Genomic DNA, 24,215 nt, shown 5'->3' with positions numbered 1-24,215 from the left:
CGCCCCCGCCGCCGCGCGGGGGCGGGGGCCGTCGGCCTCGCGTACGCTCACCTGGTAACCGACATAACGGTATGAAATCGTACGAATACACCGAGGGTCGGCAGCTAAGGACGGTCCCCGCCGTGACGAACGACGACGAGCCGAACGACGACCAGCCGAACAGTGACCAGCCGAACAGTGACCAGCCGGGACCCCGCCCCCGCGCCGGGCGCCGGATCCTGCGGATCGCCGCCTGGAGCACGCTGGCGGTGGTGCTGGTCTGCGCGGGCACGGCCGGGTACCTGTTCTGGCGGCTCAACCACAACATCAGGACCGTGGACATCTCCAAGGCCCTGGGCAGCGACCGCCCGGCCGCGTCCAGCACCGGTGCGATGAACATCCTGGTACTGGGCTCCGACTCGCGGTCCGGCGCCAACCGCACGCTGGCCGGCGGCGTCACCGACGGCACCGCCCGCTCGGACACCGCGATGCTGGTCCACGTCAACGAGGCGCACAACCGGGGGACCGTGGTCAGCATCCCGAGGGACACCCTGGTCAGCCGCCCCTCCTGCACCGGCACCGGCCCCGGCACCAACGGCACGGTGCTGCCGGAGGCGGACGGGGTGATGTTCAACAGCGCGTACCAGGTCGGCGGCCCGGCCTGCGCGGTGAAGACCGTCGAGTCGATGACCGGGCTGCGGATGGACCACTTCGTCGAGCTGGACTTCTCCGGCTTCGCCAAGCTGATCGACGCGCTCGGCGGGGTCACCGTGACCACCACCGTCCCGATCGACGACGACCTGAGCGGCCTGCACCTGCCCGCCGGGACCCACCACCTGGACGGCGTCGACGCGCTGGCCTTCGTGCGCACCCGGCACGGCGTCGGCGACGGCAGCGACCTGGGCCGGATCGAGCTCCAGCAGCAGATGATCCGCTCGGTGCTGACCCAGGCCGAGGGGCTGGACCTGCTCGGCAACCCGGCCCGGCTGTACGACCTCGCCGACACCGCGACCAGCTCGCTGACCACCGACAGCGACCTGGGCTCGATCACCTCGCTCACCTCCTTCGCGGAGAGCCTGCGGGGCATCAACGCGGGCAACCTCACCTCGGTCACCATGCCGACCACCGTCGCCCCCAGCGACCCCAACCGCCTGGTCGCCCTCGACCCGCAGGCGGCCGACCTGTGGGCGGCGCTGGCGGGGGACCTGCCGGTACCGCAGTCGGTGCTGCGGTTGCAGATCGCCAACCCGGCCGACTCCGCCGCCCCGACCGCCGACACGAGCACCCCCGCGACCGGAACCACCCCGACGGCCGGAACCACCCCGGCTGCCGGAACCACCCCGACTGCCGGAACCACCCCGACAGTCGGAACCACCCCGGCTGCCGGAACCACCGGGACGGCCGGTGCCACTGGCACGCCCGCCTCGGTCGCCTCCGAGGCCGCGGCGGCCGTCTCCGCCGCCGAGGCAGCCGAGAAGTCCGCCACCGCCACCCACTGACGCCCGCGCGACCCGCGGAATACCCCGCCCCGTTCCCTCGTTTTGGGGTATGCGGCCAGTCCTGGCAGACTGGTACGTCGGTCCCGGTTCACGAATGGCAGCCCGCCATCCGACCCGGAGCCCTCCCGAACCTAGGAGCACCCCTTGAAGCCCGAGATCCACCCGACCTACGTGGTCACCCACGTCACCTGCACGTGCGGCAACGAGTTCACCACTCGCAGCACCGAGCCCTCCGGCGTCATGCGCGCCGAAATCTGCTCGAACTGCCACCCCTTCTACACCGGCAAGCAGAAGATCATGGACACCGGTGGCCGCGTGGCGCGCTTCGAGGCCCGCTTCGGCAAGAAGCACGCCGCGAAGCTGGGCTAGCGCACTTTCGACGCCGGCTGGACGCGTCCCCACTGCACTTCATTGCCAAGTGAGTAGGGTGCGCCCGGTCGGCGTCGTTCGCGTTGCCCCACACGTTCCGCAACCCTCCACCCCCACGCACGTCGGAAGAAGGCACAGCCCCATGTTCGAGGCAGTCGAGGAGCTCCTGAGCGAGCACGCGGTTCTCGAAGAGCGGCTGGCCGAACCCGGCGTCCACGCCGATCCGAACGAGGCCCGGAAGCTCTCCAAGCGCTACGCCGAGCTGACCCCGATCACCGCCGCGTACCGCGCCTGGCGGCAGACCGGTGAGGACATCGAGACCGCGCGCGAGCTCGCCGCCGACGACCCGGACTTCTACGCCGAGATCAAGCAGCTGGAGCACCGCCGCCAGGAGCTCACCGAGGACCTGCGGCTGCTGCTGGTCCCGCGCGACCCGAACGACGACAAGGACGTCCTGCTGGAGGTCAAGGCGGGGGAGGGCGGCGAGGAGTCCGCACTGTTCGCCGGGGACCTGCTGCGGATGTACCTGCGCTACGCGGAGAAGGTCGGCTGGCGGACCGAGATCATCGACGCCAACGAGTCCGACCTCGGCGGCTACAAGGACGTCCAGGTGTCGGTCAAGGCCCGTGGCGGCGCCGAGCCGGGCCACGGCGTCTGGGCGCGGCTGAAGTACGAGGGCGGCGTGCACCGGGTGCAGCGGGTGCCCGCGACGGAGTCGCAGGGCCGGATCCACACCTCCGCCGCCGGTGTGCTGGTCACCCCGGAGGCCGAGGAGGTCGAGGTCGAGGTCAACGCGAACGACCTGCGGATCGACGTCTACCGCTCGTCCGGCCCCGGCGGGCAGTCGGTCAACACCACCGACTCGGCGGTGCGGATCACCCACCTGCCGACCGGTATCGTCGCCTCCTGCCAGAACGAGAAGAGCCAGCTCCAGAACAAGGAGCAGGCGATGCGGATCCTGCGCTCGCGGCTGCTCGCCGCCGCCCAGGAGACCGCCGACCAGGAGGCCAGCGACGCCCGCCGCAGCCAGGTCCGCACGGTGGACCGGTCGGAGCGGATCCGCACCTACAACTACCCGGAGAACCGGATCTCGGACCACCGGACCGGCTTCAAGGCGTACAACCTGGACCAGGTCCTCAGCGGCGAGCTGGACTCGATCATCCAGTCGGCCGTCGACGCCGACGCCGCCGCCCGGCTCGAAGCCGCGGCCCAGAACAACTGAGCGCGCCACCACTGAACCCAGCACCACTGAACGTCGTCGAACTCCGAGGAGGTACGCAGTGAACCTGCTGCTCGCCGAGGTGGCCCAGGCCACCCAGCGGTTGGCTGCCGCCGGTGTGCCTTCGCCGCGCTTCGACGCCGAGGAGTTGGCCGCCTACGTGCACGAGGTCAAGCGGGGCGAACTGCACACCGTCGCCGACGCCGAGTTCGACGCCCGCTACTGGGAGGTCATCTCCCGCCGGGAGGCCCGCGAACCGCTCCAGCACATCACCGGCCGGGCCTTCTTCCGCTACCTGGAGCTCCAGGTCGGGCCCGGGGTGTTCGTGCCGCGCCCGGAGACCGAGTCGGTGGTCGGCTGGGCCATAGACGCGCTGCGCTCCATGGACGTCGCCGAGCCGCTGGTGGTGGACCTGTGCACCGGCTCCGGCGCGATCGCGCTGGCGCTGGCGCAGGAGGTCCCGCGCAGCCGGGTGCACGCGGTCGAGCTGTCCGACCAGGCCTACGGCTGGGCCCGCCGGAACGTGGACGCCAGCCCGGACGCGCCCAGGATCAGCCTCACCCAGGGCGACGCCACCAAGGCCTTCGCCGACCAGCCGGAGCTGGCCGGCCGCTTCGACCTGGTGATCAGCAACCCGCCGTACATCCCGCTGACCGAGTGGGAGTACGTCGCCCCCGAGGCCCGCGACCACGACCCGGAGCTGGCGCTGTTCTCCGGCGAGGACGGCCTGGACACCATCAGGGGCATCGAACGGGTCGCCGCGCGGCTGCTGCGGCCCGGTGGGGTGGTCGTCGTCGAGCACGCCGACACCCAGGGCGGCCTGGTGCCGTGGATCTTCCGCGAGGAGGGCGGCTGGACCGACGCCGCCGACCACCGCGACCTCAACAACCGCCCGCGCTTCGCCACCGCCCGCAGGGCAGCGCCGTGAGCTGCCGCCGTACCAACCGCACGCCCGTCCAGGGAAGGGACCAGCACCGATGAGCCGCCGCTACGACTGCGCCGATCCGACCGACCGTGCCACCGGACTGCGCGAGGCCGCCTCGGCGATCCGCCGGGGCGAGCTGGTCGTGCTGCCCACCGACACCGTGTACGGGCTGGGCGCGGACGCCTTCAAGCCGGAAGCCGTGGCGGACCTGCTGGCCGCCAAGGGCCGCGGCCGGCACATGCCCTCGCCGGTCCTGGTCGGCTCGCCGACCACGCTGCACGGCCTGGTCAGCGACTTCAGCGAGTCCGCCTGGGAGCTGGTGGACGCCTTCTGGCCGGGCGGCCTGACCCTGGTCACCCGGCACCAGCCGTCGCTGCGCTGGGACCTCGGCGACTCCCGGGGCACCGTCGCCATCCGGATGCCGCTGCACCCCGTCGCCATCGAACTGCTGAACATCACCGGCCCGCTCGCGGTCTCCAGCGCCAACCTCACCGGCGGCCCCTCCCCGGCCGACTGCGACGAGGCCCAGCAGCAGCTCGGCGACCGGGTCTCGATCTACCTCGACGGCGGCCGGGCGGACCACGCCACCCCGTCCAGCATCGTCGACGTCACCAGCAAGGTCCCGGTGCTGCTGCGGGCCGGTGCGGTGACCGCCGCCCAGCTGCGCGAGGTGGTACCCGACCTGGTGGAGGCCGGGAGGTGACCGACCCCAGCCGGAACGGTCGCAGCGGAGCGCACGCCGTCGGCCCCCAGCGGGGGGCCACGGCGGGTTCCGTCGTTCCCCTGGGCGGTTCGGTGTCGGTCGGCCGCCACGCGCGGCCCGTCCAGCGCCCGTACTACGGCGGCGCCGAGCCCCGCCACGGCGCTTTCACCATCCTGTACGTCTGTACCGGCAACGTCTGCCGCTCGCCCATCGCCGAGCGGCTGACCCGGCACGAGCTGAACCACCGGCTCGGCAGCAGCGCCGGGGACATCCTGGTGGAGAGCGCGGGCACCTGGGGCCACGAGGGCGCCCCGATGGAGACCAACGCCGCCGAGATCCTCGGCGAGTACGGCGCCGACCCGCGCGGCTTCATCGGTCGGGAACTGCTGGACGAGCACGTCATCGGCGCGGACCTGGTACTGACCGCGACCCTGGACCACCGGGCGCAGGTGATTTCCATGGGCCACGCCGCCGGGCTGCGCACCTTCACTCTCAAGGAGTTCACCCGGCTGGTCCGGGCGATAGACCCGGCCACCCTGCCGGAGGCCTCCGACCGGCCCGGTGACGTGGCCGACCGGGCCCGCGCCCTGGTCCGCGCCGCCGCCGCGCTGCGCGGCTGGCTGCTGGCGGCGACCCCGGAGGCGGACGAGGTGGACGACCCCTACGGCGCGCCGCTGGGCATGTTCCGCAACTGCGGCGAAGAGATCTTCGACGCGCTCGATCCCATCGTCACCGCCCTGACCGGTGTCGCCCGAGTGAGCGTCTAGACCGCGCAGGACCGTTTTTCCCGACCTAGAGTTGCCTCATCCGATGGGCGCGCCGACGACCGGCCGGGCGCCCGCAGGGAATGAGGCGATGGCAGTGGTCACCAGGTCAACGGATCGCCCGGCGGCCCCGGTGCTCGGCGACGACCCCGCGCTGGCGGCGCTGCTGGACGCCGAGGACGAGCGCCGGCGCAGCCAACTGCACCTGCTCGCCGGGGAGAACCTGTCACTGCCCGGGGTCCGCGCGATCCTCGGCGGCGCCCTCGCCGACAAGTACGCGGAGGGCTACCCGGGCCACCGGCACCACACCGGCTGCGCCCAGGCCGACGCCGTGGAGCGGCTGGCCGTCGACCGGGCCCGGACGCTGTTCGGCGCCGAGCACGCCAACGTCCAGCCGAACAGCGGTACCGCCGCGACCCTCGCCGCCTACGCCGCGGTGCTGCGCCCGGGCGACGCGGTACTGGCCATGTCGCTGGCCCACGGCGGCCACCTCACCCACGGCTCCCGGGCGAACTTCTCCGGACGCTGGTTCGACTTCCACGGCTACGGGGTCCGCCGGGACGACGGCCTGATCGACCTGGACCAGGTGCTGGAGCTGGCCCGGACGGTCCGCCCGAAGGCGATCGTGGCCGGGGCCATCTCCTACCCCAGGGCCATCGACTGGGCCGGTTTCCGGACCGTCGCCGACGAGGTCGGCGCCTACCTGGTGGCCGACGTCTCGCAGACCATCGGCCTGGTCGCGGCCGGGGTGCTGGAATCACCGGTGCCGTACGCGGACGTGGTCTGCGGGGTCACCCACAAACTGCTCCGCGGCCCGCGCGGCGGCCTGCTGCTGTGCCGGTCCGCACTGGCCGAGCGACTGGACCGGGCGGTGTTCCCGTTCACCCAGGGCGGACCGGCGATGGACGTGGTCGCCGCCAAGGCGTTGGCGCTGGGCGCGGCGGCGGCCCCGGAATTCACGGCATACGCACAGGAAACCGTCGCCAACGCCCGGACCCTGGCCGGGGCGCTGGACCGGATCGGACTGCGTCCGCTCACCGGCGGCACCGACACCCACCTGGTCACCACCGACGCCCGCGGCCTCGGGCTGACCGGCAAGGAGGTCGAACGCCGCTGCGAGGCGGCGGGCCTGCTGGTCGGCCGCTGCGCCGTGCCGTTCGACGACGCCCCGCCCGCGGCGGCCTCCGGCGTCCGCCTGGGTACCGCCCGCGCGACCGCCCAGGGGATGGGTCCGGCCCAGATGGAGCAGTCGGCCGCACTGATCGAGCGGGTGCTCGCGGACGGTTCGCCGGAGCAGGCGGGGGCAGTCGCCCGGGAGGTACGCTCGCTGCTCCAACGCTTCCCGGTCTGAAGCCCCCCGTTCGGGTGCCCTGGCTGAGTGCCGCCGCAGAGGTGACCGATTGCTCCGCTGTCGACAAAACCGCAATGGTGGTCATCGGCGTCCTTATAACTAAGGTGGTCCGTCGTGAGGCACCATCAGGCACACCCCGCCCCTCAGTCACGGACGCTATGCTCTGCCGGAGTCACGGGGGTGCCGACCGCGGTTGAGGAGGGCGCTGGTGCGTGAGTTCCTGTTGACGCTGTGCGTCACGGCTGCGGTCACCTATCTGCTGACCGGACCGGCCAGGAAGTTCGCGATCGTCGCCGGGGCGATGCCGGAGATCCGGGAGCGGGACGTCCACCGCGAGCCGACGCCGCGCCTGGGCGGCATCGCGATGTTCGGCGGGCTCTGCGCCGGACTGCTGGTGGCCTCCCGGCTGACCACCCTCACCTCCGTCTTCCACAACAACACCGACGTCACCGCGCTGCTGGCCGGGGCCGGGATCATGTGGATCATCGGCGTGCTGGACGACAAGTGGGGCGTGGACGCGCTGGTCAAGCTCGGCGGCCAGATGGTCGCCGCGGGCGTGATGGTCTACCAGGGCGTGACCGTGCTCTGGCTGCCGGTGCCCGGCTTCGGGCCGGTGCTGATACCGCAGTGGTGGGGCACGCTGCTGGCGGTGCTGCTGGTGGTGCTCAGCGTCAACGCGGTCAACTTCATCGACGGCCTGGACGGCCTGGCCGCCGGGATGGTCTGCATCGCCGCGCTGGCCTTCTTCGTCTACGCCTACCGCATCTCCTACGGCTACGGCCTGACCGACGCCACCCCGGCGGCGCTGTTCAGCGTGATCCTCGCGGGCATGTGCATGGGCTTCCTGCCGCACAACCTGCACCCGGCGCGGATCTTCATGGGCGACTCCGGATCGATGCTGATCGGCCTGGTGCTGTCGGTGTCGATGATCTCGCTCACCGGCGGCGTCGACCCGGGCGCGCTCACCGCCAGCTACAGCTCGCAGACCGTGGCCACGCACGCGATGGTGCCGGTGTACATCCCGCTGCTGCTGCCGCTGACCGCGATCGCGATCCCGCTGGCGGACCTGCTGATCGCGGTGGTCCGGCGGACCTGGGCGGGCAAGTCGCCGTTCGCGGCGGACCGGCAGCACCTGCACCACCGGCTGCTGAGCATCGGCCACTCGCACAGCCGGGCCGTGATGATCATGTACTTCTGGGGCGCGCTGATCGCCTTCGCGACGGTGGCCTTCTCGGTCAGCATGACCGAGCTGTACGCGGCCTGGATCGGGATGGGGCTCTGCCTGCTGGGGATCCTCTTCCTGCTGCTGCCCCGCTTCAAGCCGCACGCCCCCCGGATAGCGGAGCGCTTCCTGCCGCCGCGCTACCGCCGGTCGCCCGCGACCGGGGCGGTCGCCGAAGCGGTCGCCGAACCCGTGGTCGACACCGCGGGCGGATCCGGCGCCGAACCGGCCGAACCGGTCGCCGAACCCGTCGCCGCCAAGGCCAAGCCGCGGCCCGAACGGCTGGAACCGGCGGTGGCGTTGTCCCACGCGGACCAGGAGCTGCTGCGCCGGATCGGTACCGGAGCGCATGCTACCGGTCGCCATTCGGGCGTAACGGGGCAAAGTACCCGCTAACTCCTGCGGGTGATGTTCGTGTGGCAAGAAGCACACCCGAAGAGTAAAGACCTGACCAAATAGCTTGTGATACCGTTCACGACGTCAGGAGAAGAGCCGAAGGACCTTATGGGAGAAGGTCGTTCGGTCGCGGTCCGCCTCGCGGGCCTGTGATGTCGTGCTCGTTCTCCGCATTCACTCAGTTCACCCCTTTCCACCCCACCATCGCGCCGGAGTTGACGCCGATGTTGTCCAACGACGCCCGGATTCTCCGGGGTGCCGCTACTGCGGCTGTCCCCGTGGGAGTCGTCGCCGTTCTCGTCAGTGCGCTCGTCGCCGGCGAGAAGGGCCTGATCGGCGGTCTGGTCGGGGTGGGTGTGGTCGCCGTCTTCTTCGGTCTCGGATTCGCCGTGTTGATGCGGCTGACCCGGGACCGGCCGCAGGTGGTGATGATGGCCGGGATGCTGGTCTACACCGTGCAGATCCTGCTGGTCGGCGTCTTCATCATCGTCTTCCGCAACACCACGCTTTTCAATCCCCGGGCCTTCGCACTGACCCTGCTGTTCACCGCCCTGGCCTGGGTGGGTGGACAGGTGGTCTATACCATGCGTACGAAGATGCTCTACGTCGATCCGACGCCCTCCGTTCCGCCCAAGGAACGCAAGGAGAACCCGCCGGAGCAGACGGGGTCCCGTGATGGGACGTAAGGGCGGACTAAAGACGCTTCATCCCGATCTGCTATCGTCCGGAATCACATCCGGCCGAGACGGGCACAGCCCCCTCGGTCGGCGACGTGCCCGGATCGAGCGCTGGAGCCACAGCACAGATCACGGGGGTGCCCGGTCCTCGGTCGCAGGAGCCCACCGCTCCAGGCCGGGTCGACTGTGGCGGCGCCACCCCAAGTCCCCAGTGCCGACCAGCGGCCCCACCAGCCGCGCCGACACCCAAGGTTGCTGTTCTTATGCGTCACGACGAAGGAGTCACGGGTGAGTGCCCACAAGATGCTCGCTGAGGTTGGGTGCCACATCAATGCGAACTGTGGCTTCCCCGCGCCGGGTCTCAACTCATTCAACTTCAAGCCGATCTTCTCGGTAGGCAGCTTCGGCTTCACCAAGCCGATGCTCCTCGCGGTGATCTGCATGCTGATCGTCGTCGGCTTCTTCTGGGCCGCCTTCGCCAAGCCGAAGCTGGTCCCCGGGAAGATCCAGCTGGTCGGTGAGATCGGGTACAACTTCATCTCGCGCGGTATCGCCCGTGACGTGATCGGCAAGAAGGGCGACAAGTTCGTCCCCTTCCTGACCTCGATCTTCTTCTTCGTGTGGATCATGAACATCATGTCCATCATCCCGCTGGCGCAGTTCCCGGTGGCCTCGCGCTACGCGTACCCGGTCGCGCTCGCGGCGCTGGTGTGGGTGACGTACATGTACCTGACGTTCAAGACCCACGGCTTCAAGGGCGGCGTCAAGAACCTGGTCTGGCTGGACGGCCTGCCCGGCTGGATCACCCCCCTGGTCGTCTTCCTGGAGTTCCTGCAGAACGTGATCCTGCGTCCGTTCACCCTCTCGGTGCGGCTGTGGGCCAACATGTTCGCCGGTCACATGCTGATCGTGATGTTCAGCGTCGCCAGCTGGTACCTGCTGACCCCCTCGATCATGTCCGCCCTCGCCGGTGGATCGTTCATCATGGCAGTCGTCATGACCGCCTTCGAGGTGCTGATCCAGTTCCTGCAGGCCTACATCTTCACGCTGCTCGCCTCGATCTACATCAGCGGAGCGCTCGAAGAGGGTCACTGACCCACCCCCCTCACCGACTTCCGCTGGGAAGCCCCCCAACGGACCGCATCACATAGGAAGACAGGAAAAATGTCTGCCGATCTCGTCAACACCGCTGCCTCCGCTGTCAGCAACATCAGCATCCAGGGCAACCTCGGCGCCATCGCGTACGGTCTCGCCGCCATCGGCCCCGGCGTCGGCATCGGCGTGGTCTTCGGCCACTCCATCGAGGCGATGGCCCGTCAGCCCGAGGCCATGCCGGTCATCCGCACCAACATGTTCCTGGGCTTCGCGCTCTGTGAGGTGCTGGCCCTCCTCGGCCTGGTCGCGCCGTTCATCTTCCCGGCCAAGTAACCAGCCCGGCCAGTAGCCACACTCGACGAAAGGTTCAGACATGATGATGAGCCTCCTGGCGGACGCAGGTCCTCAGAACCCGCTACTCCCGGACACTTCGGAACTGATCATCGGGCTGCTCTGCTTCCTGATCGTCTTTGGGGTCCTCGGAAAGAAGCTCCTGCCCAACATCCAGAAGACTCTGGAGGAGCGGCACGACGCGATCGAGGGTGGCCTGGAGCGGGCGGCATCGGCGCAGGCCGAGGCCAACCGGACGCTTGAGGAGTACAAGGCCCAGCTCGCCGAGGCCCGCCACGAGGCGGCCCGGATCACCGAGCACGCCCGCGAGCAGGGTTCCGCGATCATCGCGGAGATGCGCGAGGAGGGACAGCGTCAGCGCGAGTCCATCGTCGCCGCGGGCCACGCCCAGATCGAGGCGGACCGTCGGCAGGTGACGACCGTGCTCCGGCAGGACGTCGGCCGCATCGCCACCGACCTGGCCGGCCGGGTGGTCGGCGAGTCCCTTGAGGACTCCGCGCGCCAGAGCCGGATCGTGGACCGCTTCCTCGACGAGCTCGACGCCCAGGCTGTTCGGGCCGAGGCGGCCGGTGCGCAGGGTGCGGCCAAGTGAGCAGCGCCACGCGTCAGTCGAACGCAGCCGCCCGTGAGCGCCTGGAGGCGCTGACCGATTCCGGTCAGGCCGACGCCGCCGCGCTCGCCGCCGACCTGCTCGCGGTGACCAGCGTGCTGGACCGCGAGGTCGGGCTCCGCCGGGTACTCACCGACCCCGCCGTCGAGGGACAGCGCAAGGCCGACCTGGCCCGCTCGCTGTTCGGCGGCAAGATCGGTGCGGACAGCCTGGACCTGTTCTCCGGCGTGGTGCGCTCGCGCTGGTCCAACTCCCGCGACCTGGTCGACGGGACGGAGCAGCTGGCCGCCTACGCCGAGGTCATCGGCGCGGACAAGGCCGGGGCGCTGGACGAGGTCGAGGACGAGCTGTTCCGCTTCGGACGGGTCGTCGCGAGCAGCAACGAGCTCCGCTCGGCGCTGACCGACTCCGTCGCGAGCTCCGCCGCCAAGGCCGGTCTGGTGCAGTCGCTGCTCGGCGGGAAGGCCAAGCCGGCCACCACCGCGCTGGTGACCTCGCTGGTCACCCAGCCGCGTGGACGTAGCCTGGAGGGTGGGCTGGAGGACTTCTCCCGGCTCGCCGCCGCCAGGCGTGGCCGCGTGGTCGCGCTGGTGACCGTCGCGGTGCCGCTTTCGGACGCGCAGAAGGACCGCCTCGCCGGTTCGCTGGCGCGTCTGGTCGGTCGTCCGGTGCACCTGAACATCGAGGTGGACCCCTCGGTGCTCGGCGGTGTCCGGGTCCAGGTCGGCGACGAGGTCATCGAGGGCACCATCGCCGGACGCCTGGACAGCGCCCGGCAGGGTCTCGCGGGATAACGCGGCACCGAGCAGTAGAGCAGTACCGGCAGTCGGCAGTACAGGCAGTACAGCGGGCTTTGCCCCAGCAGCATCCGACCCTCGGTCGGTCAATACGGTCAGTCGAAACAGCTGGCCGAGAGTCGAATACTTGCGGCCCTCCACGGGCGGGCCGAGGATCGCAACTAGGAGAGCAGGGAACCCAGATGGCGGAGCTCACGATCCGGCCGGAGGAGATCCGGGACGCGCTGGACAACTTCGTCCAGTCGTACCAGCCGGATGCCGCCTCGCGTGAAGAGGTCGGCACGGTCACCTACACGGCTGACGGCATCGCCCGGGTCGAGGGTCTGCCCTCGGTCATGGCGAACGAGCTGCTGAAGTTCGAGGACGGAACCCTCGGGCTCGCGCTCAACCTCGACACCCGCGAGATCGGCGTCGTCGTCCTCGGCGAGTACAGCGCGATCGAGGAGGGCCAGTCGGTCCGCCGCACCGGCGAGGTCCTGTCGGTCCCCGTCGGCGAGGGCTACCTCGGCCGCGTGGTCGACCCGCTCGGCCAGCCGATCGACGGCCTCGGCGAGATCGAGTCCACCGGCCGCCGCGCGCTGGAGCTTCAGGCTCCCGGCGTCATGGTCCGCAAGTCGGTGCACGAGCCGATGCAGACCGGCATCAAGGCCATCGACGCGATGACCCCGATCGGCCGCGGCCAGCGTCAGCTGATCATCGGTGACCGCCAGACCGGCAAGACCGCGGTGGCGATCGACACGATCATCAACCAGCGCGACAACTGGCGCTCGGGCGACCCGAAGAAGCAGGTCCGCTGCATCTACGTCGCCATCGGCCAGAAGGGTTCGACCATCGCCTCCGTGCGCGGTGCGCTGGAGGAGGCGGGCGCGCTGGAGTACACCACCATCGTGGCTGCCCCGGCGTCCGACCCGGCCGGCTTCAAGTACCTCGCCCCGTACACCGGTTCGGCCATCGGCCAGGAGTGGATGTACGACGGCAAGCACGTCCTCATCATCTTCGACGACCTGAGCAAGCAGGCCGAGGCGTACCGCGCCGTGTCGCTGCTGCTGCGCCGTCCGCCGGGCCGCGAGGCCTACCCGGGCGACGTCTTCTACCTGCACTCCCGTCTGCTGGAGCGTTGCGCCAAGCTGTCGGACGAGCTGGGCGCGGGCTCGATGACCGGTCTGCCGATCATCGAGACCAAGGCCAACGACGTCTCGGCGTACATCCCGACCAACGTGATCTCGATCACCGACGGCCAGTGCTTCCTGGAGTCCGACCTGTTCAACGCCGGCATCCGCCCGGCCGTGAACGTCGGTATCTCGGTCTCCCGTGTCGGTGGCTCGGCCCAGATCAAGGCCATGAAGTCGGTGGCCGGCCGGCTCCGTCTGGACCTCGCCCAGTACCGCGAGCTGGAGGCGTTCGCCGCCTTCGGTTCCGACCTGGACGCGGCCTCCAAGGCGCAGCTGGAGCGCGGCGCGCGCCTGGTCGAGCTGCTGAAGCAGGGCCAGTACCAGCCGTTCCCGGTCGAGGAGCAGGTCGTCTCGGTCTGGGCCGGCACCACCGGCAAGCTGGACAACGTCCCGGTCGTGGACATCCGCAAGTTCGAGCGTGAGTTCCTCGACTACCTGCGCCGCGAGCACAAGGGCGTGCTGACCACGATCGTCGAGACCAGCAAGCTGGAGGACGGCACGATCACCTCGCTGACCGAGGCCATCACCTCGTTCAAGAAGGAGTTCACCACCTCTGAGGGCGCTCTCCTCGGCGACTCGGCCTGACGAGGGACGGAAAGGACGGTAACGACCCATGGGAGCACAGCTTCGGGTCTACAAGCGCCGGATCCGCTCTGTCACCGCGACGAAGAAGATCACCAAGGCGATGGAGATGATCTCCGCGTCGCGCATCATGAAGGCGCAGCGCGCGGTGGCCGCCTCCTCCCCGTACGCGGACGAGCTCACCCGTGCGGTGACCGCGGTCGCGACGCGGTCGAACGCCAAGCACCCGCTCACCTCCGAGCCGGAGTCCCCGGTCCGGGTGGCGGTGCTGGTGATCACGGCTGACCGCGGTCTGGCCGGTGGCTACTCCGCCAACGCCCTCAAGGCGTCGGAGCTGCTGACCAACCGGCTGAAGGCCGAGGGCAAGCAGGTGGAGCAGTACGCGGTCGGCCGCAAGGCCGTCGGCTACTTCTCCTTCCGCAACCGCCCGGTGGTCCAGGCATGGACCGGCTTCTCGGACAAGCCGACGTACCAGGACGCCAAGGAGGTCTCGGCGGCACTGATCGACGCCTTCGTGACCGACACGGCCGAGGGCGGCGTGGACGAACTCCACATCGTCTCGACCGAGTTCGTCTCGATGCTCACCCAGAACGCCGTGGACGTGCGCCTGCTGCCGCTCAAGCTGGAGGAGACGCAGGCGGTGGAGGCGGCCGAGGGGCCGTTCCCGCTGTACGACTTCGAGCCGTCGGCGGAGGGCGTCCTGGACGCGCTGCTGCCGCGGTACGTCGAGAGCAGGATCTACAACGCGCTGCTGCAATCGGCCGCCTCGGAGCACGCCGCCCGGCGTCGTGCGATGAAGAGCGCGACCGACAACGCGGGCGACCTCATCAAGTCGCTCTCGCGACTTGCCAACTCGGCCCGACAGGCCGAGATCACCCAGGAAATCAGCGAGATCGTCGGTGGCGCAACCGCCCTGGCCGACGCGAACGCGGGGAGTGACTAGACAATGACTGCCACTGTTGAGACCGCGACGGCCACCGGCCGTGTCGCGCGGGTCATCGGTCCGGTCGTCGACGTGGAGTTCTCCGTCGACGCCATGCCGGAGATGTTCAACGCTCTGCACGTCGAGGTGGACGCCCCGGACGGCACCGGCCGCAAGGTGCTGACCCTTGAGGTCGCGCAGCACCTGGGCGACGGCCTGGTCCGCGCCATCTCGATGCAGCCCACCGACGGCCTGGTCCGTGGCGCTGGTGTCACCGACACCGGCTCCGCGATCTCCGTCCCGGTCGGCGACATCACCAAGGGCAAGGTCTTCAACGCCCTCGGCGAGGTCCTGAACGTGGACCGGGACGAGTTCAACGCCCAGGTCCAGACCCGCTGGCCGATCCACCGCACCGCGCCCCGCTTCGACCAGCTCGAATCGAAGACCGCGATGTTCGAGACCGGCATCAAGGTCATCGACCTGCTCACCCCGTACGTCCAGGGTGGCAAGATCGGCCTGTTCGGCGGCGCCGGCGTCGGCAAGACGGTGCTCATCCAGGAGATGATCTACCGTGTCGCCGAGAACTTCGGTGGTGTGTCGGTGTTCGCCGGTGTCGGCGAGCGCACCCGTGAGGGCAACGACCTCATCGAGGAGATGAAGGACTCCGGCGTTCTGGACAAGACCGCGCTGGTCTTCGGCCAGATGGACGAGCCCCCGGGCACCCGTCTGCGGGTCGCGCTCTCCGCGCTGACCATGGCCGAGTACTTCCGTGACGTCCAGGGCCAGGACGTGCTGCTGTTCATCGACAACATCTTCCGGTTCACCCAGGCCGGCTCCGAGGTGTCGACCCTGCTGGGCCGCATGCCCTCGGCGGTCGGCTACCAGCCGAACCTGGCGGACGAGATGGGCCAGCTGCAGGAGCGGATCACCTCGACCCGCGGTCACTCGATCACCTCGATGCAGGCGATCTACGTCCCCGCGGACGACCTGACCGACCCGGCCCCGGCCACCACCTTCGCCCACCTCGACGCGACGACGGTGCTCTCCCGTCCGATCTCGGAGAAGGGCATCTACCCGGCCGTCGACCCGCTGGAGTCCTCCTCCCGGATCCTGGACCCGCGCTACATCGCGCAGGACCACTACGACACGGCCATCCGCATCAAGGGGATCCTGCAGAAGTACAAGGACCTCCAGGACATCATCGCGATCCTCGGTATCGACGAGCTGAGCGAGGAAGACAAGACCACCGTCTACCGCGCCCGCCGCATCGAGCGCTTCCTCTCGCAGAACACCTACGTGGCGAAGCAGTTCACCGGTGTCGAGGGCTCGACCGTCCCGCTCGACGAGACCATCCACGCGTTCAACGCCATTGCCGACGGCAAGTACGACTCCACTCCGGAGCAGGCGTTCTTCATGTGCGGTGGCATCGAGGACCTGGAGCGCAACGCCGCTGAGCTCGCCAAGAAGTAAGCACTTCTTGCGGGCCTGGTGTCGAGGGGCGGCCCCGTACGGGACCGCCCCTCGGCGCGCTCGGCACTGCCGAGGCACCGCCCCGATTGCACCGCTGGTCGGGGGGAACGTTATTCTTTCCGAAACCCGGGCTTCACGGCACGGGCATCAAGACCGAGGAGCCCACTGTGGCTGAGCTGCATGTCGAGCTGGTCGCGGCCGACCGCAAGGTCTGGTCGGGCGAGGCCACGATCGTCCTTGCCCGTACCAAGTCCGGTGACATCGGGATCCAGGCCGGGCACACCCCGGTCCTGGGCGTCATGGAGTCCGACCCGGTGACCATCAGGCAGGCCGACGGCACCACCGTGGTCGCGGCGGTGCACGGCGGCTTCCTGTCCTTCGCCAACAACAAGCTGTCGATCCTGGCCGAGGTGGCCGAGCTGGCCGACGAGATCGATGTCGAGCGCGCCGAGCGGGCGCTGGCGGCAGCGAAGTCGGACGAGGAGGCCGCGGCCCAGCGTCGCGCCGCCGTCCGGCTACAGGCGGCCACCAACCGCTAGGCCAGGTCGCACTGCTTGTACGATCAGCACACCTGTATCACCGGTCCCGGGGCACGTGAGTGGTCCCGGGACCGCTGCATCCCCGCACGGGAGAACGAGAGTTACCCCGAGGGCGGCGCGGCAGTTGAACCAGCACAGCGGCAGACCGAGACGCGAGGAGGTGGTACGGCATGGTTCTCGCGGTGATCGTCGTCATCGCCGTCCTGCTGGCCGTCCTGCTCGGACTGGGCGCGTTCGCGATCCGGCGCCGGCTGATCCAGCGCCGCGGCGGGACGTTCGACTGTTCGGCGCGGCTGCGGATGCCCCCGGTGCTGCCCTCGGCCGACCCGGGCGCGCCGCTGCCGCCGACCACCGACGCCTCCGCCGAGGCGGTACTGCCCTCCGGCTCCGCCCCCGCCCCGGAGTCCGCCTCCGCCGAGGACGGTGGCAAGGGCTGGGTCTTCGGCATCGCCCGCTACAACAACGACTCGGTCGAGTGGTTCCGGGTCTTCAGCTACGCCCCCCGCCCCCGCCGGGTGCTCCAGCGCTCCCGGATCGAAGTGCTCTACCGGCGCACCCCCGAGGGGCAGGAGGAGCTCGCGCTGCTGTCCGGCGCGGTCGTGCTGACCTGCCTGCACGCGGGTGAACCGCTGGAGCTGGCGATGAGCGAGGACGCCCTCACCGGCTTCCTGGCGTGGCTGGAGGCCGCCCCGCCCGGCCAGCGCGTCAACGTGGCCTGAACCGTACCCCGCCCCCACGCTACGCTCGCGGCATGGTCAACCTCACCCGCATCTACACCCGTACCGGCGACGACGGCACCACCGCGCTCGGTGACATGAGCCGGACCCGGAAGACCGATCCCCGGCTCGCGGCCTACGCCGACAGCAACGAGGCCAACGCCGCCATCGGCGTGGCCATCGCCTGCGGCGGACTGGACGAGGACATCACGGCGGTACTGGTCCGGATCCAGAACGACCTGTTCGACGTCGGCGCGGACCTGGCCACCCCGGTCGTCCCGGACCCGAAGTACCCGCCGCTGCGGGTGCTGCAGACCTACGTGGACCGGCTGGAGCAGGACTGCGACCGCTTCCTGGAGGAGCTGGAGAAGCTGCGCAGCTTCATCCTCCCCGGCGGCACCCCCGGCGCGGCGTACCTGCACGTCGCCTGCACCGTGGTCCGCCGCGCCGAGCGCAGCACCTGGGCCGCGATCGAGACCCACGGCGACACCGTCAACCCGCTCACCGCGACCTACCTCAACCGCCTCTCCGACCTGCTCTTCATCCTCGCCCGCAGCGCCAACAAGTCCGTCGGCGACGTCCTCTGGATCCCCGGCGAGAACCGCTAGCCGCGCGGGGGCCCGTCGGCGTCACTCCAATGGCGTAGTGGCGGCCGGGGCCCGATACGATCCTGTCGCATGGAACGCTTGCGGGTGGTGGGTGGTAGGAGGCTGGTCGGGCGGGTGCGGGTGCCGGGGGCCAAGAACAGCGCGCTGAAGTTGATGGCGGCGGCGCTGCTGGCCGAGGGCGAGACCCGGATCGGCAACCTGCCCCGGATCCTCGACGTGGAGATCATGGCGGAGCTGCTGCGCCGGATGGGCTGCGGGGTGGAGCTCGACTGGTCCATCGAGCCCGGTGACCACACCGGGGTCGCGCGGATCGACGTCCCGGCCGAGCCGGGCCACGAGGCCGACTACGACCTGGTCCGGCGGATGCGGGCGTCGATCGCGGTGCTCGGTCCGCTGCTGGCGCGCTGCGGCCGGGTGAAGGTGGCCCGGCCGGGCGGCGACGCGATCGGCTCGCGCGGCCTGGACATGCACATCGACGGCCTGACCCGGCTCGGCGCGGAGATCACCAACGAGCACGGCTTCCTGCTCGCCTCGGCCCCGACCGGGCTCCGCGGCAGCACCGTGGAACTGGACTTCCCCAGCGTCGGCGCGACCGAGAACATCCTGATGGCGGCGGTCCTGGCGGAGGGCAGCACGGTCATCGACAACGCCGCCCGCGAGCCCGAGATCGTCGACCTGTGCCAGATGCTTCAGGCCATGGGCGCCAAGATCGGCGGCGCGGGCAGCTCCACGATCGAGGTGCAGGGGGTGGACCGGCTGTCGCCGGTGTCCTACGAGACGCTGTCGGACCGGATCGTCGCCGGTACCTTCGCGGTCGCGGCGGTGATGACCCAGGGCGACGTGACGGTCGGCCACGCGGTGGCCGAGCACCTGCGGATCGCGCTGGACAAGCTGGTCGCCGCCGGGGCCGGGATCACCGTCGAGGAGAACGGCTTCCGGGTGGTGATGGACCGCCGGCCGAGCGCCGTGGACGTGGTGACCCTGCCCTACCCGGGCTTCGCCACCGACCTGCAGCCGCAGTTCGCCGCGCTGAACTCGGTGGCCGACGGGGTCTCCATGATCACCGAGAACATCTTCGAGGCCCGGTTCGTCTTCCTGCAGGAGCTCGCCCGGCTCGGCGCGCAGGTCCGCACCGACGGGCACCACGCGGTGCTCCGGGGCGTGCCCCGGCTGTCCGGCGCCCCCGTGCGCTCCACCGACATCCGGGCCGGGGCCGGGCTGCTGCTGGCCGGGCTGGTCGCCGAGGGGCCGACCCTGGTCTCCGAGATCCACCACATCGACCGGGGCTACGCCGGGTTCGTCGAGCAGCTGACCGAGCTGGGCGCCGATGTCAGCCGCGAGCCGGACCCGGACCCGTTCTGACCCGGACCCCGTTCTGACCCGGACCGCTACTGGAGCAGGGCGCGGGCCCGGTGCGCCTGGTCGCGCCAGACCATGATCCGGGGCCCCTGGGTGGTCCGCACCAGCGTGTTGCGGACCCCCGCCCGGTCCAGCAGCGCGGTGAGCCGCAGCGCCTCCTCGTTGTCGGCGGGCGCGGCGACCGGTACCAGCAGGCCGTACTCGGTAGGCGGGCCGGGGCGCACGGCGCGCGGTACGAACGAGTGGCCCGCGCGCGCGGCCCAGCGGTAGAGCAGCACGATGGCGCCCACGAGGAGGAACGGCAGCACGAGCTGGAGCAGCGGGTCGAGTCGGCTCACCCTTCCATTCTCCGACGTCCGGCGGCGCGTTGTGTCGCTCCGACGCCCCCGGTCGGCGGAGGATACGACCGCGGCCCCCGGGTGAGGTTGATCACCTGGGGCTGCCGGGTTGAGTGGGATGCACGATAATCAGCCGTACTTGCGATCGTCTTTGCGGGCGGAGACCGGAAATCCTCACTCGAATGAGTGATTTACCGTCAGATTTCGCCGTGGCCAGCAACGCGGACAGCTGGTTCCGCGTCAGATGAGAGAAGCATTGGTTCGTTGCCCGGGTCGGCGGTACGGCTCGCCCGGTCGCACGACACCCGGACAGCAGGCAGGGCCATGAAGGAGCGGACATGCGGATCAGGGGTGACCACGACGAGTTGGCCATCGAGGGGCGCCTGGACGTCCGCACCGCCGCCGACGCGCGGTCCGTGCTGCACCGCGCGGTCGACCACGGCCACGGTGACCTGGTGCTCGACCTGTCCGCCCTGGACTCCTGGGACGCCACCGGCCTCGGGGTGCTGATGGGCACCCACCGCCGGGCCGGGCGCTGCGGTCGGCGGATGGTGCTGCGCGGCGTCCCGGCGCAACTGCAGCGGCTGCTGGTGGCGACCAAGCTGCACCGGATCCTGGCGATCGAGGGCTACGTCCCGGATCTGGTCGCCGACCTGGCCCAGGACCTGGCCGGTGGCCTGGCCGGAGAACTGCCCGGACCGGTGCTGCCGGTCTCCGCTGGGTGAGCACCCGGTAACAGGGTGGCGCGGCGGCACCGCCCGTCGTGCTGGATTGGTGAAGAGTGTGCAACGGTCCGCGTCTGGTTACCGGAATGCCAGCCGTGGACGGGAGAATGTGCCCGCACTGCGCGCTGCGTACGGTACCGGGGGCGAAAGAGGAACATGAACCCGCATGTAGTGGGGGACGGCGACGACTCCGGGGAGCAGGGACCGCCGGAATTCGCGAGCGAGTCGTTCCGCGAGGCCGAGACCGTCCTGATGCCGGCCGCCGGGGCCGGGCCCGACCCCGAGCCGCCGCCCGGCCACCCGTACGAGCCCATATCCGCCGAGGCGCCCACCATCGGTGTGCCGACGCCGTCCGCCAACCTGCCGGTCCGCTACGGCAGCGGCGCCTCCACCGAGGTCGCCCGCACCGGCCCGGCCGCCGAGCCCGGCTGGGAGGAGGCCGCCGCCGACGCCCCGGCCGACGGCCGCGACCGCACCGGCAGCGTGGTCGTCGGCGACCTGCTGCTCACCGTCAACGCCGCCGACGGCAGCAGTGCCGAGCCCTGCCCGTCCGGGCGGCGGCCGCAACCGCTGCCGGTCCCCGGCGACGCCACCGCCCGCCCCCGGGCCACCGGCGGCCACCTGCTCGAACGCGACGCCCTGTGCGACCGGCTGCGGGACCGGCTGAGCCAGGGCCGCTGCGTCCGGGTCACCGGCCAGGGCGGCTCGGGACGCACCGCCGTCCTCGACACCGTCGCCGCCGCCTGCGCCGGGCTCGCGCCCGCCGGGGTGGTCCAGCTCAGCGGCTACCGGCGGACCACCGCCGACCTGCTCCAGGACCTGTTCGCGGCCACCTACGACGCCCCCGGCTACCGCCCGGGACGGGAGCGGTGGGCGGAGCTGCTGCGCGGCGTCGGCGCGGTCGTGGTCATCGACGACCTGGAGTTCGGCGGCGACACGCTGGAGGAACTGCTCGGCGCCGCCCCCGAGTGCGCCTTCCTGGTCTCCTCCGCCCCGGACGTCCCGGCCCCGCTGGTCGGCTCGCGGATGGAGGAGGTCACCATCCCCGGCCTGTCCCGGCAGGCCAGCCTCGCGCTGCTGGCCCGGCTGGCCGGGCGCTCGCTGGACGAGACCGAGCGGGCCTGGGCGGTCGACCTCTGGTTCGAGTCCGAGGGCCTGCCGCTGCGCTTCGTCCAGGCCGGGGCGCTGCTGCGGCACCGCGAGGCCGCCATCGAGGCACTGGCGGCCGGACTGCCGGGACCGGACTGGGACAGCCCGGGCACCGCCGAGCAGGGTGTGGAACTGCTGCACACCCAGCGGCTGTCCGGCACGCTGGTGGACCCGGCGGCCGAGCGCCGGCCGACCCCCGGCGGCTTCGACGCCTACCTGAGCCAGCACGAGTCCGTCGGCGAGCCGCCGCCGGACCCGGTGCCGCTGCCGTCCGTCGCCGAGAGCGCCGCCCCGGCGGTCCGCATCGCCCGGGGCCTCAGCCGCCCGGCCCGGCGCACCCTGGAGCTCGCCGTCGCCCTCGGCGGCGAGTGCCCCACCGCCCCGCACCTGCCCGCGCTGGTCGACGTCGGCCACGGCGAGGCGGCGCTGGAGGAACTGGTCGAGGCCGGGCTCGCGGTCGTCGTCGGCGTCCACCACCGGCTGGTGGACGGCGTCTGCGCGCTGCTCGCCGACGAGTGGCCGGACGGCGGGGCGGCCCGCGAGGCCGGACAGCACTTCGCCTGGTGGACCGGGCACGCCTCGGTCACCGAGGAGCAGATAGCCGCCGAGGCCGAGGTGCTGCTGGCGGCGATGCACGCCGACCGCGACGCGGGCCGTCACGCCCAGGTGGTGCTGCTGGCCCGGGCGGCGGCGCCCTCCTTCGCCTTGGCGCTGCGCTGGGGCGCGTGGGAGCGCGCGCTGCGCTTCGGCCAGGAGTCCGCGCGGTCGACCGGCGCGGTCGCCGCCGAGGCGTGGTTCCACCACGAGCTCGGCGTACTGGGGCTGTGCACCGGCGCGTACGACCGGGCCCGCGCCGAGCTGGAGGCCTCCGTCGCGATGCGGGCCGCCCTCGGCGACGCCCGCGGCGCGATAGCCGGACGGCGGGTGCTGAGCCTGCTGGAGCGGAGCACCAGGGCGCTCACCGGCGGCCCGGCGCAGCCGTTCGCCGCCGCGCCCCGCCCGGGGCTGCGCCGGCTGGCCGGACGGGCCGAGGGCGACCGCGCGGTGAACGGGCGTCAGCTGCTGCTGGCGGTGGCGGGCGTGGTGCTGATGGGCGCGCTGGGCTCGGGCATAGCCCTGGGCGTCGGCGCCTTCCAGCACTCGGCCAAGAGCGCGGGCGTCCCGGTGGCCCCGGTGACCACACCGACGGTGCCCCCGCTGATGACCCCGTCCACCTCGGCCACCGCGTCCGGCAGCGCCACCCCGTCCACCAGCCCCAGCACCGTCCCCGGCGGCCCGCTGATCCAGCCCGGCGTGCCGGGCACCACCCCGAGCACCCCGGGCACGACCCCGGGCACCACCCCCAGTACCCCGGCCACGACCCCGTCGCGGACCCAGAGCAGCCCGACGCACCCGGTGTCCCCGCCGCCGGCGCCCCCGGCCTCCAGCAGCGCATCCGCGTCGTCCAGCCCGTCCGCGTCCTCCACGCCGAGCAGCAGCAGCAGTGCCTCGACCCCGAGCCCCAGCGCGTCCACCAGCCCGCCCGCGGGCGCGGCGGGCGACTCCTCCAGCCCCTGACGTCGGGCCGCCCCGGTGCGGTCGGTGCAACCGGGGCGGAAGGGGCGAATGAGCGCCGAGGCCATCCGCGGGTCAGAACAGCTTCAGTTTGTCGTCCTCGATGCCGCGCAGGGCGTCGTAGTCGAGGACGACGCAGCCGATGCCGCGGTCGGTGGCGAGCACCCGGGCCTGGGGTTTGATCTGCTGGGCGGCGAAGACGCCCTTGACCGGGGCCAGCAGCGGGTCGCGGTTGAGCAGCTCCAGGTAGCGGGTCAGCTGCTCGACGCCGTCGATCTCGCCGCGGCGCTTGATCTCGATGGCGATGGTCGCGCCCTCGGCGTTGCGGCACAGGATGTCGACCGGGCCGATCGCGGTCGGGTACTCGCGGCGGATCAGGCTCCAGCCCTCGCCCAGGACCTCCATCCGGTCGGCGAGGAGCTCCTGGAGGTGGGCCTCGACGCCGTCCTTGATCAGCCCGGGGTCGACCCCGAGCTCGTGCGAGGAGTCGAGCATGACCTCCTCCAGGGTGATGATCAGTTTCTCTCCGGCCTTGTTCTCGACCGTCCAGCGGCCCTCCTCCTCCTTGAGGACGCAGGGCGGGGACATCCAGTTGAGCGGCTTGTAGGCACGGTCATCCGAGTGGATCGCGACGCTGCCGTCCGACTTCACCAGGATGAGCCGAGGGGCGGAGGGCAGGTGGGCGGTGAGCCGTCCGGCGTAGTCGACGGAGCAGCGGGCAATCACGAGACGCATGGCCGACCACGCTAGCCCACTGGGGCCGTTCGGAGCGATTCCGCGGGATTCCGGGGCGGTGCCGCCCGGGGTGAAACCACCGTACGAGCGGGCGCGTTCAGTCCGTCAAGTGAGCCGTCCACTCGGGCCGTGCGCCGCAACCGTGCTCCTGTCAATCAAGGAGTGGCTTGATCCGGATGCGGGCTTCTGGTGAAACCGCGCATGTCGGCCTACGGTGAGTAACGGCTCGGTACGGATCGAGAGACCAGCGTGCGTCGTGCTGGTCTCATTGCGCCGTACTCGATCACATGTGGACCGGCAACGTCACATGTGGCCCGGCAAAGGGGGAATAGTCCGTTCCGCCCCGTCGGGGGCCGTTTCCCTGGGACGCTTGTCGGTGTGCACCTGCC

At 71.1% G+C, this 24,215-nt stretch carries 24 protein-coding genes; 22 read left to right on the top strand and 2 right to left on the bottom strand.

Annotated elements, in window-relative coordinates; all coding sequences use genetic code 11:
* Positions 1-122 precede the first annotated feature (122 nt).
* The 20 genes from GXP74_RS34000 (at position 123) to murA (ending at position 19,328) form a co-directional block, all read left to right on the top strand.
* Positions 123-1,478: an LCP family protein gene (locus tag GXP74_RS34000; RefSeq protein WP_225448382.1), complete on the top strand. Its 1,356-nt coding sequence runs from the start codon at positions 123-125 to the stop codon at positions 1,476-1,478.
* A gap of 144 nt (positions 1,479-1,622) precedes the next feature.
* Positions 1,623-1,847 (top strand): 50S ribosomal protein L31, encoded by a 225-nt coding sequence (gene rpmE, locus GXP74_RS33995; RefSeq protein ID WP_182455090.1) that lies wholly within the window; start codon positions 1,623-1,625, stop codon positions 1,845-1,847.
* A 142-nt stretch (positions 1,848-1,989) separates the two neighbouring features.
* On the top strand, positions 1,990-3,069 hold the full coding sequence (gene prfA / locus GXP74_RS33990) for a peptide chain release factor 1 (protein ID WP_182455089.1): 1,080 nt from the start codon (positions 1,990-1,992) through the stop codon (positions 3,067-3,069).
* A gap of 58 nt (positions 3,070-3,127) precedes the next feature.
* Positions 3,128-3,994, top strand: coding sequence for a peptide chain release factor N(5)-glutamine methyltransferase (gene prmC / locus GXP74_RS33985; RefSeq protein WP_182455088.1), 867 nt, complete (start codon positions 3,128-3,130; stop codon positions 3,992-3,994).
* Positions 3,995-4,043: 49 nt separating this feature from the next.
* A complete protein-coding gene (locus tag GXP74_RS33980) occupies positions 4,044-4,694 on the top strand; it encodes an L-threonylcarbamoyladenylate synthase (RefSeq protein WP_182455087.1) in 651 nt (216 codons plus the stop codon).
* 170 nt (positions 4,695-4,864) lie between these two features.
* On the top strand, positions 4,865-5,461 hold the full coding sequence (locus tag GXP74_RS33975; RefSeq protein WP_225448724.1) for a protein-tyrosine-phosphatase: 597 nt from the start codon (positions 4,865-4,867) through the stop codon (positions 5,459-5,461).
* A gap of 88 nt (positions 5,462-5,549) precedes the next feature.
* Positions 5,550-6,809 carry a serine hydroxymethyltransferase gene (gene glyA / locus GXP74_RS33970; protein WP_182455086.1) on the top strand — a complete coding sequence of 420 codons (1,260 nt, stop codon included), beginning with the start codon at positions 5,550-5,552 and terminating at the stop codon, positions 6,807-6,809.
* 208 nt (positions 6,810-7,017) lie between these two features.
* The gene (locus GXP74_RS33965) at positions 7,018-8,427 is read left to right on the top strand and encodes an MraY family glycosyltransferase (RefSeq protein WP_182455085.1); all 1,410 of its coding nucleotides are present in this window, start codon (positions 7,018-7,020) and stop codon (positions 8,425-8,427) included.
* A 278-nt stretch (positions 8,428-8,705) separates the two neighbouring features.
* Positions 8,706-9,113 (top strand): hypothetical protein, encoded by a 408-nt coding sequence (locus GXP74_RS33960; RefSeq protein WP_182455084.1) that lies wholly within the window; start codon positions 8,706-8,708, stop codon positions 9,111-9,113.
* 279 nt (positions 9,114-9,392) lie between these two features.
* Entirely contained in the window at positions 9,393-10,199 is an 807-nt protein-coding gene (gene atpB / locus GXP74_RS33955; RefSeq protein ID WP_182455083.1) for a F0F1 ATP synthase subunit A, read from the top strand.
* Between the two features lie 69 nt (positions 10,200-10,268).
* A complete protein-coding gene (gene atpE, locus GXP74_RS33950) occupies positions 10,269-10,532 on the top strand; it encodes an ATP synthase F0 subunit C (RefSeq protein ID WP_182455082.1) in 264 nt (87 codons plus the stop codon).
* A 40-nt stretch (positions 10,533-10,572) separates the two neighbouring features.
* Complete coding sequence (locus GXP74_RS33945) at positions 10,573-11,142, top strand: F0F1 ATP synthase subunit B (protein ID WP_370468496.1); 570 nt, start codon at positions 10,573-10,575, stop codon at positions 11,140-11,142.
* Positions 11,139-11,954, top strand: coding sequence for a F0F1 ATP synthase subunit delta (locus GXP74_RS33940; RefSeq protein ID WP_182455081.1), 816 nt, complete (start codon positions 11,139-11,141; stop codon positions 11,952-11,954). Before GXP74_RS33945 ends, GXP74_RS33940 begins: the two co-directional genes overlap by 4 nt.
* A gap of 185 nt (positions 11,955-12,139) precedes the next feature.
* On the top strand, positions 12,140-13,714 hold the full coding sequence (gene atpA / locus GXP74_RS33935) for a F0F1 ATP synthase subunit alpha (protein WP_182455080.1): 1,575 nt from the start codon (positions 12,140-12,142) through the stop codon (positions 13,712-13,714).
* A gap of 28 nt (positions 13,715-13,742) precedes the next feature.
* Positions 13,743-14,654 carry a F0F1 ATP synthase subunit gamma gene (locus tag GXP74_RS33930; RefSeq protein WP_182455079.1) on the top strand — a complete coding sequence of 304 codons (912 nt, stop codon included), beginning with the start codon at positions 13,743-13,745 and terminating at the stop codon, positions 14,652-14,654.
* A 3-nt stretch (positions 14,655-14,657) separates the two neighbouring features.
* Entirely contained in the window at positions 14,658-16,103 is a 1,446-nt protein-coding gene (gene atpD / locus GXP74_RS33925) for a F0F1 ATP synthase subunit beta (RefSeq protein ID WP_182455078.1), read from the top strand.
* A gap of 167 nt (positions 16,104-16,270) precedes the next feature.
* The gene (locus GXP74_RS33920) at positions 16,271-16,642 is read left to right on the top strand and encodes a F0F1 ATP synthase subunit epsilon (protein ID WP_182455077.1); all 372 of its coding nucleotides are present in this window, start codon (positions 16,271-16,273) and stop codon (positions 16,640-16,642) included.
* Positions 16,643-16,812: 170 nt separating this feature from the next.
* Positions 16,813-17,361: a DUF2550 domain-containing protein gene (locus tag GXP74_RS33915; protein WP_182455076.1), complete on the top strand. Its 549-nt coding sequence runs from the start codon at positions 16,813-16,815 to the stop codon at positions 17,359-17,361.
* A 32-nt stretch (positions 17,362-17,393) separates the two neighbouring features.
* The gene (locus GXP74_RS33910) at positions 17,394-17,966 is read left to right on the top strand and encodes a cob(I)yrinic acid a,c-diamide adenosyltransferase (RefSeq protein WP_182455075.1); all 573 of its coding nucleotides are present in this window, start codon (positions 17,394-17,396) and stop codon (positions 17,964-17,966) included.
* A 69-nt stretch (positions 17,967-18,035) separates the two neighbouring features.
* Positions 18,036-19,328: a UDP-N-acetylglucosamine 1-carboxyvinyltransferase gene (murA, locus tag GXP74_RS33905; RefSeq protein WP_182455074.1), complete on the top strand. Its 1,293-nt coding sequence runs from the start codon at positions 18,036-18,038 to the stop codon at positions 19,326-19,328.
* Positions 19,329-19,354: 26 nt separating this feature from the next.
* On the opposite strand, the gene GXP74_RS33900 is transcribed toward murA, so the two are convergent.
* Complete coding sequence (locus tag GXP74_RS33900; protein WP_182455073.1) at positions 19,355-19,663, bottom strand: hypothetical protein; 309 nt, start codon at positions 19,661-19,663, stop codon at positions 19,355-19,357.
* Positions 19,664-20,001: 338 nt separating this feature from the next.
* Here GXP74_RS33900 and GXP74_RS33895 point away from each other — a divergent pair, with 338 nt between their 5' ends.
* Complete coding sequence (locus tag GXP74_RS33895) at positions 20,002-20,388, top strand: STAS domain-containing protein (RefSeq protein WP_182455072.1); 387 nt, start codon at positions 20,002-20,004, stop codon at positions 20,386-20,388.
* A gap of 156 nt (positions 20,389-20,544) precedes the next feature.
* Positions 20,545-23,094, top strand: a complete 2,550-nt coding sequence (locus tag GXP74_RS33890) for an ATP-binding protein (protein WP_182455071.1) — start codon at positions 20,545-20,547, stop codon at positions 23,092-23,094.
* A gap of 72 nt (positions 23,095-23,166) precedes the next feature.
* On the opposite strand, the gene nucS is transcribed toward GXP74_RS33890, so the two are convergent.
* Positions 23,167-23,826, bottom strand: coding sequence for an endonuclease NucS (gene nucS, locus GXP74_RS33885; protein ID WP_182455070.1), 660 nt, complete (start codon positions 23,824-23,826; stop codon positions 23,167-23,169).
* Positions 23,827-24,215 lie beyond the last annotated feature (389 nt).

The sequence above is a fragment of the Streptacidiphilus sp. P02-A3a genome (assembly GCF_014084105.1).
Taxonomy (GTDB): domain Bacteria; phylum Actinomycetota; class Actinomycetes; order Streptomycetales; family Streptomycetaceae; genus Streptacidiphilus.
Note: the sequence above shows the minus strand (reverse complement) of the source record. Positions and strands in the feature narration are given on the sequence as shown.

Excerpts from the sequence above, each read along its gene's own strand:
- prfA (WP_182455089.1), top strand. The coding sequence starts at position 1,990 with ATGTTCGAGGCAGTCGAGGAGCTCCTGAGCGAGCACGCGGTTCTCGAA.
- GXP74_RS33980 (WP_182455087.1), top strand. The coding sequence starts at position 4,044 with ATGAGCCGCCGCTACGACTGCGCCGATCCGACCGACCGTGCCACCGGA.
- glyA (WP_182455086.1), top strand. The coding sequence starts at position 5,550 with ATGGCAGTGGTCACCAGGTCAACGGATCGCCCGGCGGCCCCGGTGCTC.
- atpE (WP_182455082.1), top strand. The coding sequence starts at position 10,269 with ATGTCTGCCGATCTCGTCAACACCGCTGCCTCCGCTGTCAGCAACATC.
- GXP74_RS33945 (WP_370468496.1), top strand. The coding sequence starts at position 10,573 with ATGATGATGAGCCTCCTGGCGGACGCAGGTCCTCAGAACCCGCTACTC.
- atpA (WP_182455080.1), top strand. The coding sequence starts at position 12,140 with ATGGCGGAGCTCACGATCCGGCCGGAGGAGATCCGGGACGCGCTGGAC.
- GXP74_RS33930 (WP_182455079.1), top strand. The coding sequence starts at position 13,743 with ATGGGAGCACAGCTTCGGGTCTACAAGCGCCGGATCCGCTCTGTCACC.
- atpD (WP_182455078.1), top strand. The coding sequence starts at position 14,658 with ATGACTGCCACTGTTGAGACCGCGACGGCCACCGGCCGTGTCGCGCGG.
- GXP74_RS33915 (WP_182455076.1), top strand. The coding sequence starts at position 16,813 with ATGGTTCTCGCGGTGATCGTCGTCATCGCCGTCCTGCTGGCCGTCCTG.
- GXP74_RS33910 (WP_182455075.1), top strand. The coding sequence starts at position 17,394 with ATGGTCAACCTCACCCGCATCTACACCCGTACCGGCGACGACGGCACC.
- murA (WP_182455074.1), top strand. The coding sequence starts at position 18,036 with ATGGAACGCTTGCGGGTGGTGGGTGGTAGGAGGCTGGTCGGGCGGGTG.
- GXP74_RS33895 (WP_182455072.1), top strand. The coding sequence starts at position 20,002 with ATGCGGATCAGGGGTGACCACGACGAGTTGGCCATCGAGGGGCGCCTG.
- GXP74_RS33890 (WP_182455071.1), top strand. The coding sequence starts at position 20,545 with ATGAACCCGCATGTAGTGGGGGACGGCGACGACTCCGGGGAGCAGGGA.
- nucS (WP_182455070.1), bottom strand. The coding sequence starts at position 23,826 with ATGCGTCTCGTGATTGCCCGCTGCTCCGTCGACTACGCCGGACGGCTC.